This is a genomic window from Arthrobacter sp. PvP023, assembly GCF_017832975.1.
GTDB lineage: Bacteria > Actinomycetota > Actinomycetes > Actinomycetales > Micrococcaceae > Arthrobacter.
Window position 1 is genome coordinate 1,274,940 of the sequence record NZ_JAFIBI010000001.1, and the last position, 14,825, is coordinate 1,289,764.

A 14,825-nucleotide genomic window follows, 5' to 3' on the forward strand; every position below is an offset into this window, starting at 1 on the left:
TTCACCTTGACCGGCGCTTCAAAAGCGTCTAGATTTTCGAGAAACCGCTTACTGACGTGACGTGGACCACTGCGGCCCCCGTTTCTGCAACGATGGAGATCCGAAGGGGGCTAGCTGTGCTGGCTGGAAGTTTTAGCGCCAAGGCATATTCGTTCTTCGACACCCTGCTGTGGATTGCATGCCTGAATCTGCTGTGGATGGTGTTCTCGCTCGCCGGCCTGGGCGTACTGGGCGTAGGCCCCGCCACGGCTGCGGCGCAGATTCTGGTGCGCCGCAGGGTCCGGGGCGAGGCCGCCCCGCTGCTTCGCTCCTTCACTAAGGAATACGGCCGCAACTTCGGACGCGGCAACGGCCTGGCGCTGCCGGTCCTGCTGGCCGGAGCGGCCCTGGCCCTGAACTGGAATTACTTCTCCCGCTCCGGCGACCTCCTGTCCCAGCTGATGGCTGCCGGCGCCTTCGTTGCCGCGATCTTCCTGGTGGCGGTGGCCTGCCACCTCTTCCCGATGTTTGCCCGCTATGAACTTCCCCTCCCGCAGTACCTCCTGATGTCCTCGCGGTTTGCGCTCAGGCACCTCGCGGGCACCGCAATCCTGCTCTTCGTGACCGCCGCCGCGCTGTTCGCCAGCCAGGCTCTCCCCGGACTGATCCCGTTCTTCAGTGTTGGAGCATGGCTCTACGTGACCGGCTGGCTATGCGACCGGTTCTTCGCTGCGAACGACGAATCCGTGACCGGTGATGCCGCGGACGCCTCGGACGCCGCGCGCCCGGCGGCAATGGTTGGAGCCCCCGCTGCGTGAGGAGCCGGGCACTGGGCGGAGCTATGAGTGAAACGTATCAATAGCCGGGCCGCCTCATGATGCCACCTGAACTGCACCACCTGACCTGCAATGACTAGACCCGAACCAACCCCGAAGAAGTGGAAAAGGAAAACACTATGACCCGTAGAAAACTCAGCCTGGCGGCCGCCGTCGTTACCGCCGCCGCCCTCACCCTCACAGCGTGCAGCGGGGGTGAAGCGCCGGCCGCGGATTCCTCGAAGATCAGCGTCATGGCGCCTTTCCTGGAGGCGCAGCCACCGTCCGCTGACGGCGCCGTGCAGAAGAAGCTCGAGGAGCTCACCGGCAAGGACGTGAACATCACGTGGACGCCGAACGCCTCCTACGAGGACAAGATGAACATCACCCTGGCCTCCTCCGAAATCCCCCAGGTCATGGTGGTTCAAAGCAAGTCGCCGGGCTTCGTCAAGAACGCCGAGGCGGGGGCATTCTGGGACCTCACGGACAAGCTTGACGAGTACCCCAACCTGAAGACCACTTTCCCGGACGTCGAGAAGAACGCCAGCGTCAACGGCAAGGTCTACGGCGTGTTTCGGGCCCGCAACCCCATCCGCGCAGCCGTGATGTTCCGCCAGGACTGGCTGGACAAGCTGGGACTGAAGGCACCCGAAACCACCGAGGACCTCTACAACGTGGCCAGGGCCTTCACCGAGCAGGACCCGGACGGCAACGGCCAGAATGATACCTGGGGCATCACCATTCCCAAGTGGGGCGCCCTGGGCTCCAACAGCCCCTACGACATCATCGAGGAGTGGTACGGTGCCGGCAACCGCTGGACCGAAAAGGACGGCAAGCTGATCCCCAGCTTCGAAACCGAGGAGTTCCTGGAAGCCAACCGGTTCGTCAAGAAGATGGTGGACGAGAAGCTCATCAACCCGGACTTCGCCACCTTCGACGGCACCAAGTGGAACGAGCCGTTCTTCAACGGCAAGGGCGGCATCATTGTCGACGTCGACTCCCGCGTCAGCGTGCTGATCAACCTGTTCAAGCAGGCCAACCCGAACGATTTCCAGAACAAGGTGGGCTTCGTCGGCAACCTGAAGGGACCGGACGGCGTACTGCACTCACACCCGACGGACGGCTACTCAGGGTTCCTTGCGGTCCCCAAGACCAGCGTCCGCACCGAGGCTGAGCTGAAGAACGTCCTGGAATTCCTGAACACCATGAACGGCAAGGACGTGGCCACGCTCCTCAATAACGGCATTGAAGGCGTGAACTTCACTGTGGAGGACGGCAAGGCAGCCACCATCAAGCCCGAGACCCCGGAGGGCAAGGCCGTAACCACGGACATCAAGAGCTACGCGCAGCTGGGCACCAACGTCACCGGCAACAACTTCTACCCGGTCAAACAGGCTTCGGACTATGAGCAGGAAGTCTTCGACAAGCGCGTTGAGGTCATGGCGGAGGACCTGAAGAGCGCTGTCTACAACCCGGCCGCGGCCTTCGTGTCGCCCACCTACGTTGCCAAGGGCGCGCAGCTGGACAATATCGTGGCCGACGCCCGGATCAAGTACCTGGCCGGCCAGATCGACGAGCAGGGCCTGAAGGACGCCATCAAGCTGTGGAAGACCAGCGGCGGCGACAAGGTCCAGGAAGAGATCAACAAGCTCTGGCAGGACAGCAAGTGACAACGTCCACCGTTGACGTCAAAACCCCGGAGCAGGCGCCGCCACCGGCGCCTGCCCCGGGGCGGCGACGCCGCTTCGCCGTCCACTTCGCGCACTACAAGTGGCTCTATCTTTTGCTGCTGCCGGGCGTGGTCTACTTTGCGGTCTTCCGGTACGCCCCGATGTACGGGGTCAGCATCGCGTTCAAGGACTACGTCCCGTTCCTGGGCGTCAATGCCAGCCCGTGGGTGGGTTTCCAGCATTTCCAGGACTTCTTCAGTAATCCTGATTTCGGCCGGCTGCTGGGCAACACCCTGATCCTGGCGTTCCTGAACCTGGGGATCGCGTTCCCGCTGACCATCGTGCTGGCGCTGCTGCTGAACGAGGTCCGGCTCTCCATCCTCAAACGGACGGTCCAGACCCTGGTCTACATCCCGCACTTCTTGTCCTGGACCATCGTGGCGTCGCTGAGCTTCCTGTTGTTCGCCCTGGATTTCGGGCCGCTGTTCCTGTTCATCAATTCCGTGCTGGGCACCGACATCGACTTCCTGTCCGATCCGGCGTGGTTCCGGCCGCTCATTGTGCTGCAGGAGATCTGGAAGAACACCGGCTGGGGAACCATCATCTTCCTGGCCGCCCTGGCCACGGTGGACCAGGACCAGTACGAGGCCGCGATCATCGACGGCGCGGGCAGGTTCCGCCGCGTCTGGCACATTACGCTTCCGGGCATCCGGTCCACCATCATCGTGATGCTCATCCTGGCGATCGGGCAGATGCTGAACACCGGGTTCGAACAGATCTACCTCATGACCAACGCCCTCAACCGCGATGTGGCGGACGTCTTTGACACCTACGTGTACTTCGTCGGCATCACCCAGGGCGCCTACTCCTACTCCACCGCGGTGGGCCTGTTCAAATCCCTGGTGGGCATCGTGCTGATTTTCGGCACCAACGCCCTGGCCAAGCGGTTCAACCAGAGCGGACTGTTCTAATGAAGATTCACAACACCACCGGCGGCAGGATCTTTGACGCCGCCAACTACGTCTTCCTGGTGCTGATCGGCGTCCTGACGCTGCTGCCCTTCATCTACGTGTTCGCCGGTTCCTTCGCCACCGAAGCGGAAATCACCCGCCGGGCCTTCTTCGTCTGGCCTGAGCAGTTCAGCCTGGGCTCCTACGAATACATCTTCTCCACCCAGGCCTTCATCCGCGCGCTCATCACCACCGTGCTGGTCACGGCAGTGGGCACCGTCATCCAGCTGATCCTGACCGTCACCATGGCCTACCCGCTGGCCAAGCGGAACCTCCGCGGCCGCCAGCTGATCCTGTCCCTGGTGGTCTTCGCCATGGTGTTCTCCGGCGGCATGATCCCCACCTTCCTGCTGATCAAGGACCTTGGCCTGCTCAACAGCTACTGGGCGCTGATCCTGCCCGCGGCGATCAACCCGTTCAGCCTGATCATCATCAAGAACTTCTTCCAGGAACTCCCTGCCGAACTGGAAGAGTCCGCCAAGATGGACGGCGCCACGGAAATCGGGATCCTCTGGCGCATCCTGCTGCCGCTGTCCAAACCCGTGCTGGCCACGTTCGCGCTGTTCTACGCCGTGGGTATCTGGAACGACTTCATGTCGCCGCTGCTGTATCTGAGCGACAACTCCAAATGGACCCTGCAGATGTACCTGCGCCAGGTCACCGCCTCCTCCGACCTCCTCGGCACCGGCAACGTGGACCCGAACTACATCCCGCCGGAACAGGGCATCAAATTCGCCGTGATCGTGGTGGCCACCCTGCCCATCCTGATCTTTTACCCGTTCCTGCAGAAACACTTCGCCAAGGGCATGCTCATCGGCTCCGTCAAGGGCTGAGCGGCCGAACCTCAGATGCCTGCCCCACCAACAGAAAGCACAGCATGAAAATCCTGCTCGCCGGAGATTCCACGGTGGCCACCTGTCCCGCCCACGAGTACCCCATGAGCGGTTGGGGTGCGCAGCTGCCCCGGAACGTCTACACCTGGGCTGCGGTGCACAACTTCGCCAAAGGCGGGGCCAGCACGGAGTCGTTCCGCGAGGAAGGGCTCTGGGGCCGGCTCCTGGAAACAGCCGCGGCGGGGGACCTGGTGCTCATCCAGTTCGGCCACAACGACCAGAAGCGCCCTCACCTTGCCGCCAGGACCGGGTACGCAGCGAACCTGCGCCGCATGGCGGCGGATGTCCGCGCGCTCGGTGCGGTGCCGGTGCTGTGCACTTCGGTGGAGCGCCGGCACTTCCTGGACGGGACCGTGGAGGACAGCCTGGAGGACTATCCCGAAGTGGTCCGCGAGATCGCGCTCGAGCTGCACCTCGCCGTCGTCGACCTCAACACCTGGACCCGCGGCCTGTACACGGAGCTGGGCGTCGAGGAATCGAAATCCCTGTTCTGCCATTTCGCTCCCGGCGAGCACGCCCACTGGCCGGACGGGCTGGCGGACAACACGCACTTTTCCCTGCGCGGTGCGTCGCTGGTCGCCGAGGAAGTTGCCGGCAGGCTTGCGCTGCTTGGATTCGGCCGGGATGCCCTGCCGGACTCCCGAAAGGGCACGACGGCGGGACTCACGACGGCGGGAAGGGGCTAGGTGGGCACGGCACGGCCCGGCACGGACCTGCTGTACTCCAACCCGCTTGCCGGCCCGCCCGACGTGTCCGACTGGGTGGCCGAAGGACCCCTGGGCCTGGGTACCCGCGACGGCGCCCTCGAACTATCCGGCCCGGCGGACGACGACGAGCTCGGGGACCATGCGCACTGGACGTTCTGGTGCCCGGTGGAGTTCCCGGACGGCATCCGGATCAGCTGGGAGTTCCTGCCCCTCGCCGAGCCGGGGCTGGCCATGCTGTTCTTTTCGGCAAGCGGCCACGCCGGCCGGGACCTCTTTTCGGCGGATCTCCCGCAGCGCACCGGTTACTACCCGCAGTACCATTCGGGAGACATCGACGCCCTCCATGTGTCCTACTTCCGGCACAAGTACGACTCCGAGCGGGCCTTCCGGACGTGCAACCTGCGCAAGAGTGCCGGCTTTGAACTGGTGGCCCAGGGCGCTGACCCGTTGCCGCCCGCGGAGGACGCCCGGGATTTCTACCGCATGGAACTCGTCAAGGACGGCCCGCATGTGGCGTTCTCCATCAACGGGCTGCCCCTTTTTGCGTGGACGGACACGTCGGACAAGGTGCTGGGCGGAGGCTATCTCGGCTTCCGGCAGATGGCACCGCTGCGTGCCGCCTACCGAAACCTCAGGGTCGAGAAGATCTGACCGGCAGTGGACGGCCTCGTCGGCGGGCCATGGGCATACCGGCGTCCGCCCCCAGCACCACCAAGGACGGCGGGTTCTTGCTTTCGGCGATGGCCGTGATGCCGAGGGGCTGCAGTTCCTTGTGGGGTGATCCGGACGGCGCGTTCATCACCGGCAGCGACTTCCTCATGGACGGCGGCGTCACAGCGTCCTACTTCTATGGCGAACTCGCCCCCTGGTGATCGCCTCAGTGATCGCCCGGCAGGTCTGAAGAGCCCTCGGGGCCGGCGGTGCTTTGGCGCACCACCAGCTCCGGGGTGAAGATCACGGCCCGGTGCTTGGGTTTGTCGGCTTCCAGTTCCTCCGCCAGCAGCTCGATCGCCGTCCGGCCCAGCGCTTCCGTAGGCTGACGGATCGAGGACAGCGGCACCACGGCTGACACGGCAAAGTCGATGTCGTCATAGCCGATCAGGGCGATGTCCTCCGGAATCCGCAGCCTGTGCAGCATGGTCAGGGACTGCATCACGCCGAGGGCCAGCAGGTCGTTGGCGCAGAACACGCCGTCCGGCAGTTCGCCGGCGCTGCGGCGGACCAGCTGGTCGCCCACGCCCCGGCCGGCCAGGACGGTCTGTCCGGCCGAATCCAGAATTTCCAGTGAAGCGTCCGCAACCTCAGCGACGGCGCGTTGCGCCCCCTGGAGACGGTCCGCCACCTGGCGTATCGACGTCGGGCCTCCCACGAAAGCCAGCCGACGGCGGCCGATGTCCAGCAGGTGCCGTGCCGCGAGGTAACCCCCGGCGTCGTCGTCAACGGAAACTGAGCTGTACTTCGTCTCATCGGCCAGCCGGTCCACCAGGACGGTGGGCACGCCGCGCTCACGCAGCTGGTCGAGGCGCTCGGTGACATCGCCCACGGGCGAGATCAGCAGGCCCTGGACCCGCTGCTCCTGGAAGAGGTCGATGTAGTTCGATTCGCGGCCCGCATCGTGCCCGCTGTCCCCGAGCAGGACCGCACTTCCCTGCAGGGCGGCGGCGTCCTCGGCGGCCCGGACCACGGAGGTGAAGAAGGGGTTGCCCACATCCAGCACAATCAGGCCGATGGTGCGGCTGTGCCCGGCCCGGAGCTGCCGGGCTGCGTCGTTGCGGACGAAACCGAGCTCGTCGATGGCCTGCAGAACGCGGTCCTTGGTCCGCTGTGAAACCCGGTCCGGGTAATTCAGGACGTTGGACACCGTTCCCACCGCCACGCGGGCATGGTTCGCAACATCCTTGATGCTGGCTGACCGTGACATGTTTCTCCAAGCTCTCTCTTGCGGGGCGGCGTGTGCAACCGCCTGGATCAACCCCCGGCCCAATTGTCCTTGCCCGGTCCGCGTTCCCTGACTAGCGAAACGGCATACGGCCGGAAAAATGGCTTTCCACCCACTGACAATTGCTTGACACCCACTCGACTTCAAGAGTACTTTGAATCGTAACAATGAAACGATTCAAAGAATCGGAATTTCAGGAGAGTCGCAGATGAGGGTGTGTTTTCGCTCCTCAGTCCAGCCCGGACTGATCGATGAGTACAGGCGCCGGCACGCCGCCGTCTGGCCGGAGATGCTCCGTGCGCTGAAGGATGCAGGCTGGCACAACTACTCGCTCTTCCTTGGCGCGGACGGCCTGCTGGTGGGCTACGTGGAATGCGACGACTTCGACGCCGTCAGGGCGCGGATGGCGCTCACCGAAGTCAACGCCCGCTGGCAGGCGGAAATGGCCGCTCTTTTTGACAACCCGGAAAACCCGGACCGCGCACCCGATGAAGGGTTCCAGGTCCTCGGGGAAGTCTTCAATCTTGACGATCAGCTTGCGGCGGCGGAGTCCACCGCAAGCTGAATCACCCGGGCTCCAGCAGCGGGGCCGCAGCACCACACCCAAATACCGCAGCAGCACAAGACATTGGAAAGAACCATCATGAATGACGTAGCAACGGCGCTGGGCAGGCTCGAGGAGCTTGCCATCGAGGTTCCCTCGTGGGCCTATGGAAATTCGGGTACCCGCTTCAAGGTGTTCGGCACGCCGGGCACTCCCCGGACCGTGCAGGAGAAGATCGCGGATGCCGCCAAGGTGCACGAACTGACGGGCCTGGCGCCCACGGTTGCCCTGCATATTCCGTGGGACAAGGTGGATGACTACGCCGCACTGCGCGAGTACGCGGCGGGCCTGGGCGTGGGCCTGGGCACCATCAACTCGAACACCTTCCAGGATGACGAGTACAAGTTCGGTTCCCTGACATCCTCGAACGAATCGGTCCGCCGCCGCGCGATCGACCACCACCTTGAATGCATCGACATCATGCACGCCACCGGCTCCCGTGACCTGAAGATCTGGCTGGCTGACGGCACCAACTACCCGGGCCAGGACGACATCCGCGGCCGGCAGGACCGCCTGGCGGAGTCCCTCCAGGAGATCTACGCCGGTCTCGGGGAGGATCAGCGCCTGGTGCTGGAGTACAAGTTCTTCGAGCCCGCTTTCTACCACACCGATGTTCCGGACTGGGGCACTTCCTACGCCCAGACCCTGGCGCTGGGGGAGAAGGCGTACGTCTGCCTGGACACCGGCCACCACGCCCCGGGCACCAACATCGAATTCATCGTCATGCAGCTGCTGCGCCTGGGCAAGCTCGGTTCCTTCGACTTCAACTCGCGGTTCTACGCGGATGACGACCTGATCGTCGGCGCCGCGGATCCGTTCCAGCTGTTCCGCATCATGTACGAGGTCATCCGCGGCGGCGGCTTCGGCAGGAATTCCGGCGTGGCGCTGATGCTGGACCAGTGCCACAACCTGGAGGAGAAGATCCCGGGCCAGATCCGATCGGTGCTCAACGTCCAGGAAATGACGGCGCGTGCGCTCATGGTGGACACCGCGGCCCTGGGTGAGGCCCAGCGGAACGGCGACGTCCTGGCAGCCAACGCCGTCTTCAACGACGCCTTCTACACGGACGTCCGACCGGCCCTGGCCGCATGGCGTGAATCCCGCGGCCTGCCCGCGGACCCGATGGCCGCCTTCAAAGCCAGCGGCTACCAGAAACAGATCAACGAGGACCGCGTGGGCGGCCAGCAAGCCGGATGGGGCGCATAGGGCATGACTAACAAAACTGTTGAAGAACTAATTTCCCGGTCCAACCGCCTCGGAGCGGACAAACGGAACACCAACTTCGCCGGCGGCAACACCTCGGCAAAGGGCACGGAGAAGGACCCGGTCACGGGCGATGACGTCCAGCTCCTCTGGGTCAAGGGCTCCGGCGGGGACCTTGGCACGCTGAAGAAGGAAAACCTTGCCGTGCTCCGCCTGGACCGGCTGAACGCACTGAAGAACGTCTACCCCGGGGTGGACCGCGAAGACGAAATGGTGGCCGCATTTGATTACTGCCTGCACGGCAAGGGCGGCGCTGCACCCTCGATCGATACCGCCATGCACGGGCTCGTGGACGCCGCGCACGTGGATCACCTGCACCCGGATTCGGGCATCGCGATTGCCACGGCCGTGGACGGGGAGGCGCTGACCACCAAGATTTTCGGTGACAAGGTGGTGTGGGTTCCGTGGCGCCGGCCCGGGTTCCAGCTGGGCCTGGACATCGCCGCGATCAAGGACGCCAACCCGCAGGCCGTGGGCACCATCCTGGGCGGCCACGGCATCACCGCCTGGGGCGCCACCAGCGAAGAAGCCGAAGCCAACTCGCTGTGGATCATCGACCAGGCTGAAAAGTTCATCGCGGAAAACGGCCGCCCCGAACCCTTCGGTCCGAAGCTGCCCGGCTACGGCGCGCTTCCCGAAGCCGAACGCCGCGCCAAAGCTGCCGCGCTGGCGCCGGTGATCCGCGGGCTGGCGTCCACGGACAAACCGCAGCTGGGGCACTTCAGCGATGACGCCGTCGTCCTTGACTTCCTGGAAGCCGCAGAGCACCCGCGCCTGGGCGCCCTGGGCACGTCCTGCCCGGACCACTTCCTGCGCACCAAGGTCAAGCCGCTGATCCTGGACCTGCCCGCGGATGCGTCCGTTGAGGACTCGATCACCCGGCTGCAGGAACTGCACGCCGACTACCGCGAGGACTACCAGGCCTACTACGACCGCCACGCGGTTCCGGAGAGCCCGGCGTTGCGCGGTGCGGACCCGGCGATCGTGCTGTTGCCGGGGGTGGGCATGTTCTCTTTCGGCGCGAACAAGCAGACCGCACGCGTGGCCGGTGAGTTCTACCTCAACGCCATCAACGTGATGCGCGGCGCGGAAGCAATCTCCACCTATGCCCCGATCGAGGAATCCGAGAAGTTCCGGATCGAGTACTGGTCTTTGGAGGAAGCCAAGCTGGCCCGGATGCCGAAGCCGAAATCGCATGCCACCCGCATTGCACTGGTGACGGGTGCGGCGTCGGGCATCGGCAAGGCGATTGCCACCCGCCTCGCCGCGGAAGGCGCCTGCGTGGTGATCGCGGACCTGAACCTGGAGAACGCGCAAGCCGTGGCCGCGGAACTCGGCGGCCCGGACGCGGCCATCGGCGTGCAGGCGGACGTCACGGACGAAGCCCAGGTCGCCGCCGCCATCCAGGAAGCGGTGCTGGCATTCGGCGGGCTGGACCTGGTGGTCAACAACGCCGGGCTGTCCATCTCCAAGCCGCTGCTGGAAACCACGGAGAAGGACTGGGACCTGCAGCACAACGTCATGGCCAAGGGCTCCTTCCTCGTCTCCAAGGCCGCGGCGAAGATCATGATTGACCAGGACATGGGCGGGGACATCATCTACATCTCCTCGAAGAACTCCGTGTTCGCCGGCCCGAACAACATCGCGTACTCCGCCACCAAGGCCGACCAGGCCCACCAGGTCCGGCTCCTCGCAGCCGAACTGGGCGAATACGGCATCCGCGTCAACGGCATCAACCCCGACGGCGTGGTCCGCGGCTCGGGCATCTTCGCCGGCGGCTGGGGCGCCAAGCGCGCCGCTGTCTACGGGGTGGACGAGCAGGAACTGGGCAAGTACTACGCCCAGCGCACCCTGCTCAAGCGCGAAGTCCTGCCGGAGAACGTGGCCAACGCCGCGGCCGTGCTGACCAGCGCCGAACTGTCCCACACCACCGGGCTCCACATTCCCGTGGACGCCGGCGTGGCCGCTGCCTTCCTGCGATGAGCGGGCACGTTTCGGGTGTCGACGGCGGCCTGTCCGCCGGCAGTGTGTTTGCCGCCGTCGACATCGGCGCCTCTTCCGGGCGGGTCATCCTCGGCCGGGTCTCCGGCGGGGCCGGTTCGGAAAGTGCCAGGCTGCAAACCGTCCACCGCTTCCCGAACGGTGTGGTGGAGTCCGACGGCGGCCTGCGCTGGGATTTCGACGCCCTCTTCGCCGAGGTCCTCACCGGCCTCGCTGCCGCGGCCCGCGCCGCCGGGGAGCGGGGCGAGACCATCAGCAGCATCGGAATCGACACCTGGGCGGTGGACTACGGGCTGGTCAACGCTGCCGGCAAACTCATTGCGCAGCCCTTCAGCTACCGGGATGACCGCAGCCGCGCCGCCGTCGCCCGGGTCCACCAGAAACTGGACCCGGCCCGGCTCTACGCCACCACCGGGCTGCAGTTCCTGCAGTTCAACACCCTCTACCAGCTGGCCAGCGAACCGGACCTGGACGGGCTGCAGGCCCTGCTCATCCCTGACCTGGTCGCGTTCCTGCTCACCGGGCAGCGCCGCACCGAGGCCACAAACGCCTCCACCACCGGGCTCTTCGACGCCGTTGCGGGGGAGTGGGCCACCGAATTCCTCACCGCCCTCGGGCTCCCGAAGAACCTGTTCCCGCCGCTGATCCAGCCCGGCGAAACCGTGGGTACCCTGCTGCCCGGCATCGCCGCGCGCACGGGACTGGCCCAGGCAACGACGGTGGTGGCCGTCGGCTCACACGACACCGCCTCCGCCGTCGCCGCCGTCCCCGCCGAACACGGGAATTTCGCCTACATCTCGTCAGGGACCTGGTCGCTGGTGGGCGTCGAACTCCGGAAGCCGGTGCTCACCGAGGCGAGCCGGCAGGCCAACTTCACGAACGAACGCGGCGTGGACGGCAGCATCCGCTACCTCCGCAACGTCGGCGGGCTCTGGCTGCTCAGCGAATGCCAGCGGACGTGGGCGCAGCAGGGATACACGGCGACGCTGGACGAACTGCTGGCAGCCGCCGCCGCGCTGCCGTTCGGCGGACCCCAGATCAACGCGGACGATCCCTACTTCATCGCACCGGACAACATGCCCGAACGCATCCGCGCTGCTGTCCGCAACACCGGCGACGTCCTCACCGACAACCCCGCGGCGATCACCCGCTGCATCCTGGACAGCCTGGCTGCCGGTTACGCCCGGACCATCGCCGACGCGGAACGCCTGGCGGACGTGCCCGTGGACGTGGTGCACATCGTGGGCGGAGGCTCGCAAAACCGGCTCCTGTGCCAGCTCACGGCCGATGCCACCGGCAAGCGGGTCATTGCGGGCCCTGTCGAGGCCACTGCTCTTGGTAACGTGTTGGTCCAGGCCCGGGCGGCAGGTGTGGTGTCGGGCGGGCCCGGCGAGCTCAGGGCACTCGTGCGCGGCTCGCAGCCATTGGAAAGCTACCAGGCGGCGCTGGTCTGAGCGGTGAAGGGAACAGCCTGAGATGCCCGAAGACATCCTGCGCTACGACGCGTCCGCGTCCGACTGGCTCGAGGCACTTCCCCTGGGGAACGGCCGGCTCGGGGCCATGGTGTTCGGCGGTCCCGCGGAACACCGCTTCCAGCTGAACGACGGCACGGCATGGTCCGGGTCGCCGCACAGCCAGGAGAGGCCGCCGCACTTCAGTCGGGAGCAGGCTTCCGCGATCATTGCGGATGCGCGCCGGCTTGTCGCGGCCGGGGAACACCATGCCGCCGAGGACGTGCTGAAGGCACTCCAGCACCGGCACTCGCAGGCATTCCTGCCGTTCGCAGACCTGTACCTCGGCACCAGTCCCGTTTCCGGTAACAATTCGCCCGGCAACAGCAGCGGCAGCACCGCGGGCGGCGCCGGCGAAATCTCCGGGTACAGCCGCGCCCTGGACCTGTCCCGTGCCGTCGCCACCACCGCGTTCCAGGCAGCCGGCTCCGGCGTCCGGGTGGAGGCTTTCGCCAGCCACGACCCCTCCGTCCTGGTCATTTCCGTGGATACGGAGCTGCCGGCCGGCCTAGACCTGACCGTCCGGCTGGATTCGCCGCTGCGCGTGCTGCGGCGCACCGGCTCCTGCCTGGAACTCAAGCTGCCGTCCGACGTCGCACCTGTCCACGACGGCGGTGCGGTGGAGTACTCGGAGGACGATTCGCTCAGCCTGCACGGCGCCGTGTCCGTCACCTGGGAGCACGACGGCCAGGAAGCGGAAGCGTCCGACGTCGGAATGGCCGCCTCCGGCGTCCGGCACGCCGTGGTGTTCGTCACCACGGAGACAACATTCAGCCGCCGGGGCGGGGAACCGCAAGCCGGCGGCACCGCGGCGACTGCCGCGGCGACGGCGGCCGGAAGGCTGGCCCAGGCCCAGGGAACCGGCCGTGCCGCCCTCCTGGCCCGGCACCTGCGGAGCCATGGCGAGCTCTACGGTAAGGCGCGGCTGCGGCTGGACGTGCCGGCCTGGACGGGGACCAACACCGCTGAGCGGCTGCTCCGGGCCAACGCCCATCCCGGCGGGCCGCTCGCTGCGGACCCCGGGCTGGCCGAACTCCTGTTCAACTACGGCCGCTACCTCCTGATCTCCAGCTCACGCGCCGGCGGCACACCCGCCACCCTGCAAGGGATCTGGAACAACGATCTCCCCGCACCCTGGAGCTCAAACTTCACCACCAACATCAATCTGCAGATGAATTACTGGGGCGCCGAGCCGACCGGTCTGGCGGAGTGCGCCGAGCCGCTGTTTGCGCTCATCGAGACCCTTCAGGTGACCGGTGCACGCACGGCACAGGAGTACTACGGTGCACGCGGCTGGGCGGTTCACCACAACTCGGACATCTGGGGTTACAGCAAACCCGTGGGCCACGGCAGCCACTCACCGGCGTGGTCCTTCTGGCCCATGGCCGGGCTGTGGCTGGTCCGGCACCTGTGGGAGCACCTGCAGTTTGGCGGCGCCGGGGAGTTCGCCCGGGACAGGGCGTGGCCTGCCATTCGGGGCGCCGCCGCGTTCGCGCTGGATCTGCTGACCGTGCTGCCGGACGGCTCTGTGGGCACCAGCCCGTCCACGTCGCCCGAGAACAGCTTCGCAACGGATAGCGGGGAACGTGCCGCAGCAGGGGAGTCTTCCAGCCTGGACCTGGTCCTGGTCCGTGATGTCCTGACCATGCTGTGCACACTGGCTGAAGACCTCGGGCTGGAAGGGGATCCCGTGGTTGCCGAGGCCCGGGAGGCGCTGCCCCGCATTCCCTGCCCGGGTCCGGGCAGGGACGGCCGCGTCCGGGAATGGCTGGCCGATCCCCCCGAATGGGAACCCGAGCACCGGCACGTCAGCCACCTGTACCCGGCTTACCCCGGCGACGCGCACCTAGGCCCGGAACTGGAAGCAGCCGTCGCTGCCAGCCTCGATTCCCGCGGCGACGAGTCCACCGGCTGGTCCCTGGCGTGGAAGATCCTGCTGCGCGCACGGCTGCGCCAGCCGGCAAACGTCAACGCCCTGCTGCGGCTCTTTTTTCGGGACATGGCCACGGACCGGGGAGGGCAGAGCGGAGGCCTGTATCCGAACCTCGTCGGCGCGCATCCGCCGTTCCAGATCGACGGAAACCTGGGCTACGTAGCCGGCATCGCCGAGTGCCTGCTGCAAAGCCACCGGATCCATCACAGCGCAACCCACGGAGCAGTCCGGGAGATCGAGCTGCTGCCGGCTCTTCCGCCGGACCTGCCCGACGGCGGTGCTTCCGGCCTGCGGGCCCGTTTGGGCATCCGTGTCTCGTTGGAGTGGCGTGCGGGGCGCCTGGCAGGGGCCTCATTCTCAGCCGGGACGGACCAGGTCATTGCGGTCCGTTACGGTAACCGCGTCCAGGAACTTCACCTCCGGCCGCACTCGGACACAGTCCTCAACCTGTCGCCGTGGCGGCTGGAAACTGCAGGATCCGCCTGACACGATCACCACAA

The 14,825-nt window shown here is 66.1% G+C and carries 13 protein-coding genes; 12 read left to right on the plus strand and 1 reads right to left on the minus strand.

What is annotated here, in order from left to right:
• Positions 1-116 precede the first annotated feature (116 nt).
• The 7 genes from JOE31_RS05895 to JOE31_RS05925 all read left to right on the plus strand — a co-directional run bounded on the left by JOE31_RS05895 (position 117) and on the right by JOE31_RS05925 (position 5,946).
• Positions 117-797, plus strand: a complete 681-nt coding sequence (locus tag JOE31_RS05895) for a YesL family protein (protein WP_209742570.1) — start codon at positions 117-119, stop codon at positions 795-797.
• Positions 798-934: 137 nt separating this feature from the next.
• Complete coding sequence (locus JOE31_RS05900; RefSeq protein WP_209742571.1) at positions 935-2,464, plus strand: extracellular solute-binding protein; 1,530 nt, start codon at positions 935-937, stop codon at positions 2,462-2,464.
• The gene (locus tag JOE31_RS05905) at positions 2,461-3,435 is read left to right on the plus strand and encodes a sugar ABC transporter permease (RefSeq protein WP_209742572.1); all 975 of its coding nucleotides are present in this window, start codon (positions 2,461-2,463) and stop codon (positions 3,433-3,435) included. The genes JOE31_RS05900 and JOE31_RS05905 overlap by 4 nt, the downstream gene beginning before the upstream one ends.
• A complete protein-coding gene (locus tag JOE31_RS05910) occupies positions 3,435-4,307 on the plus strand; it encodes a carbohydrate ABC transporter permease (protein ID WP_209742573.1) in 873 nt (290 codons plus the stop codon). Before JOE31_RS05905 ends, JOE31_RS05910 begins: the two co-directional genes overlap by 1 nt.
• Before the next feature lie 44 nt (positions 4,308-4,351).
• Positions 4,352-5,053 carry a rhamnogalacturonan acetylesterase gene (locus tag JOE31_RS05915; RefSeq protein WP_209742574.1) on the plus strand — a complete coding sequence of 234 codons (702 nt, stop codon included), beginning with the start codon at positions 4,352-4,354 and terminating at the stop codon, positions 5,051-5,053.
• Positions 5,054-5,725 carry a DUF1961 family protein gene (locus JOE31_RS05920; RefSeq protein ID WP_209742575.1) on the plus strand — a complete coding sequence of 224 codons (672 nt, stop codon included), beginning with the start codon at positions 5,054-5,056 and terminating at the stop codon, positions 5,723-5,725. It begins immediately after the preceding gene.
• 29 nt (positions 5,726-5,754) lie between these two features.
• Positions 5,755-5,946, plus strand: coding sequence for a hypothetical protein (locus JOE31_RS05925; RefSeq protein ID WP_209742576.1), 192 nt, complete (start codon positions 5,755-5,757; stop codon positions 5,944-5,946).
• Between the two features lie 5 nt (positions 5,947-5,951).
• On the opposite strand, the gene JOE31_RS05930 is transcribed toward JOE31_RS05925, so the two are convergent.
• The gene (locus JOE31_RS05930; protein ID WP_209742577.1) at positions 5,952-6,995 is read right to left on the minus strand and encodes a LacI family DNA-binding transcriptional regulator; all 1,044 of its coding nucleotides are present in this window, start codon (positions 6,993-6,995) and stop codon (positions 5,952-5,954) included.
• Positions 6,996-7,221: 226 nt separating this feature from the next.
• Here JOE31_RS05930 and JOE31_RS05935 point away from each other — a divergent pair, with 226 nt between their 5' ends.
• From JOE31_RS05935 to JOE31_RS05955, 5 genes are all read left to right on the plus strand, one after another.
• The gene (locus tag JOE31_RS05935) at positions 7,222-7,578 is read left to right on the plus strand and encodes an L-rhamnose mutarotase (protein WP_209742578.1); all 357 of its coding nucleotides are present in this window, start codon (positions 7,222-7,224) and stop codon (positions 7,576-7,578) included.
• A gap of 78 nt (positions 7,579-7,656) precedes the next feature.
• Positions 7,657-8,823 (plus strand): L-rhamnose isomerase, encoded by a 1,167-nt coding sequence (rhaI, locus tag JOE31_RS05940; protein ID WP_209742579.1) that lies wholly within the window; start codon positions 7,657-7,659, stop codon positions 8,821-8,823.
• 3 nt (positions 8,824-8,826) lie between these two features.
• A complete protein-coding gene (locus JOE31_RS05945; RefSeq protein WP_209742580.1) occupies positions 8,827-10,863 on the plus strand; it encodes a bifunctional aldolase/short-chain dehydrogenase in 2,037 nt (678 codons plus the stop codon).
• Positions 10,860-12,335: a rhamnulokinase family protein gene (locus JOE31_RS05950; RefSeq protein WP_209742581.1), complete on the plus strand. Its 1,476-nt coding sequence runs from the start codon at positions 10,860-10,862 to the stop codon at positions 12,333-12,335. Before JOE31_RS05945 ends, JOE31_RS05950 begins: the two co-directional genes overlap by 4 nt.
• Positions 12,336-12,357: 22 nt before the next feature.
• Positions 12,358-14,811, plus strand: a complete 2,454-nt coding sequence (locus tag JOE31_RS05955) for a glycoside hydrolase N-terminal domain-containing protein (protein ID WP_209742582.1) — start codon at positions 12,358-12,360, stop codon at positions 14,809-14,811.
• Positions 14,812-14,825: the final 14 nt, after the last annotated feature.

Coding starts and splice junctions, on each gene's coding strand:
- JOE31_RS05955 (WP_209742582.1), top strand. CDS start 12,358: ATGCCCGAAGACATCCTGCGCTACGACGCGTCCGCGTCCGACTGGCTC.
- JOE31_RS05915 (WP_209742574.1), top strand. CDS start 4,352: ATGAAAATCCTGCTCGCCGGAGATTCCACGGTGGCCACCTGTCCCGCC.
- JOE31_RS05930 (WP_209742577.1), bottom strand. CDS start 6,995: ATGTCACGGTCAGCCAGCATCAAGGATGTTGCGAACCATGCCCGCGTG.
- JOE31_RS05945 (WP_209742580.1), top strand. CDS start 8,827: ATGACTAACAAAACTGTTGAAGAACTAATTTCCCGGTCCAACCGCCTC.
- JOE31_RS05950 (WP_209742581.1), top strand. CDS start 10,860: ATGAGCGGGCACGTTTCGGGTGTCGACGGCGGCCTGTCCGCCGGCAGT.
- JOE31_RS05935 (WP_209742578.1), top strand. CDS start 7,222: ATGAGGGTGTGTTTTCGCTCCTCAGTCCAGCCCGGACTGATCGATGAG.
- JOE31_RS05910 (WP_209742573.1), top strand. CDS start 3,435: ATGAAGATTCACAACACCACCGGCGGCAGGATCTTTGACGCCGCCAAC.
- JOE31_RS05900 (WP_209742571.1), top strand. CDS start 935: ATGACCCGTAGAAAACTCAGCCTGGCGGCCGCCGTCGTTACCGCCGCC.
- JOE31_RS05925 (WP_209742576.1), top strand. CDS start 5,755: ATGGGCATACCGGCGTCCGCCCCCAGCACCACCAAGGACGGCGGGTTC.
- rhaI (WP_209742579.1), top strand. CDS start 7,657: ATGAATGACGTAGCAACGGCGCTGGGCAGGCTCGAGGAGCTTGCCATC.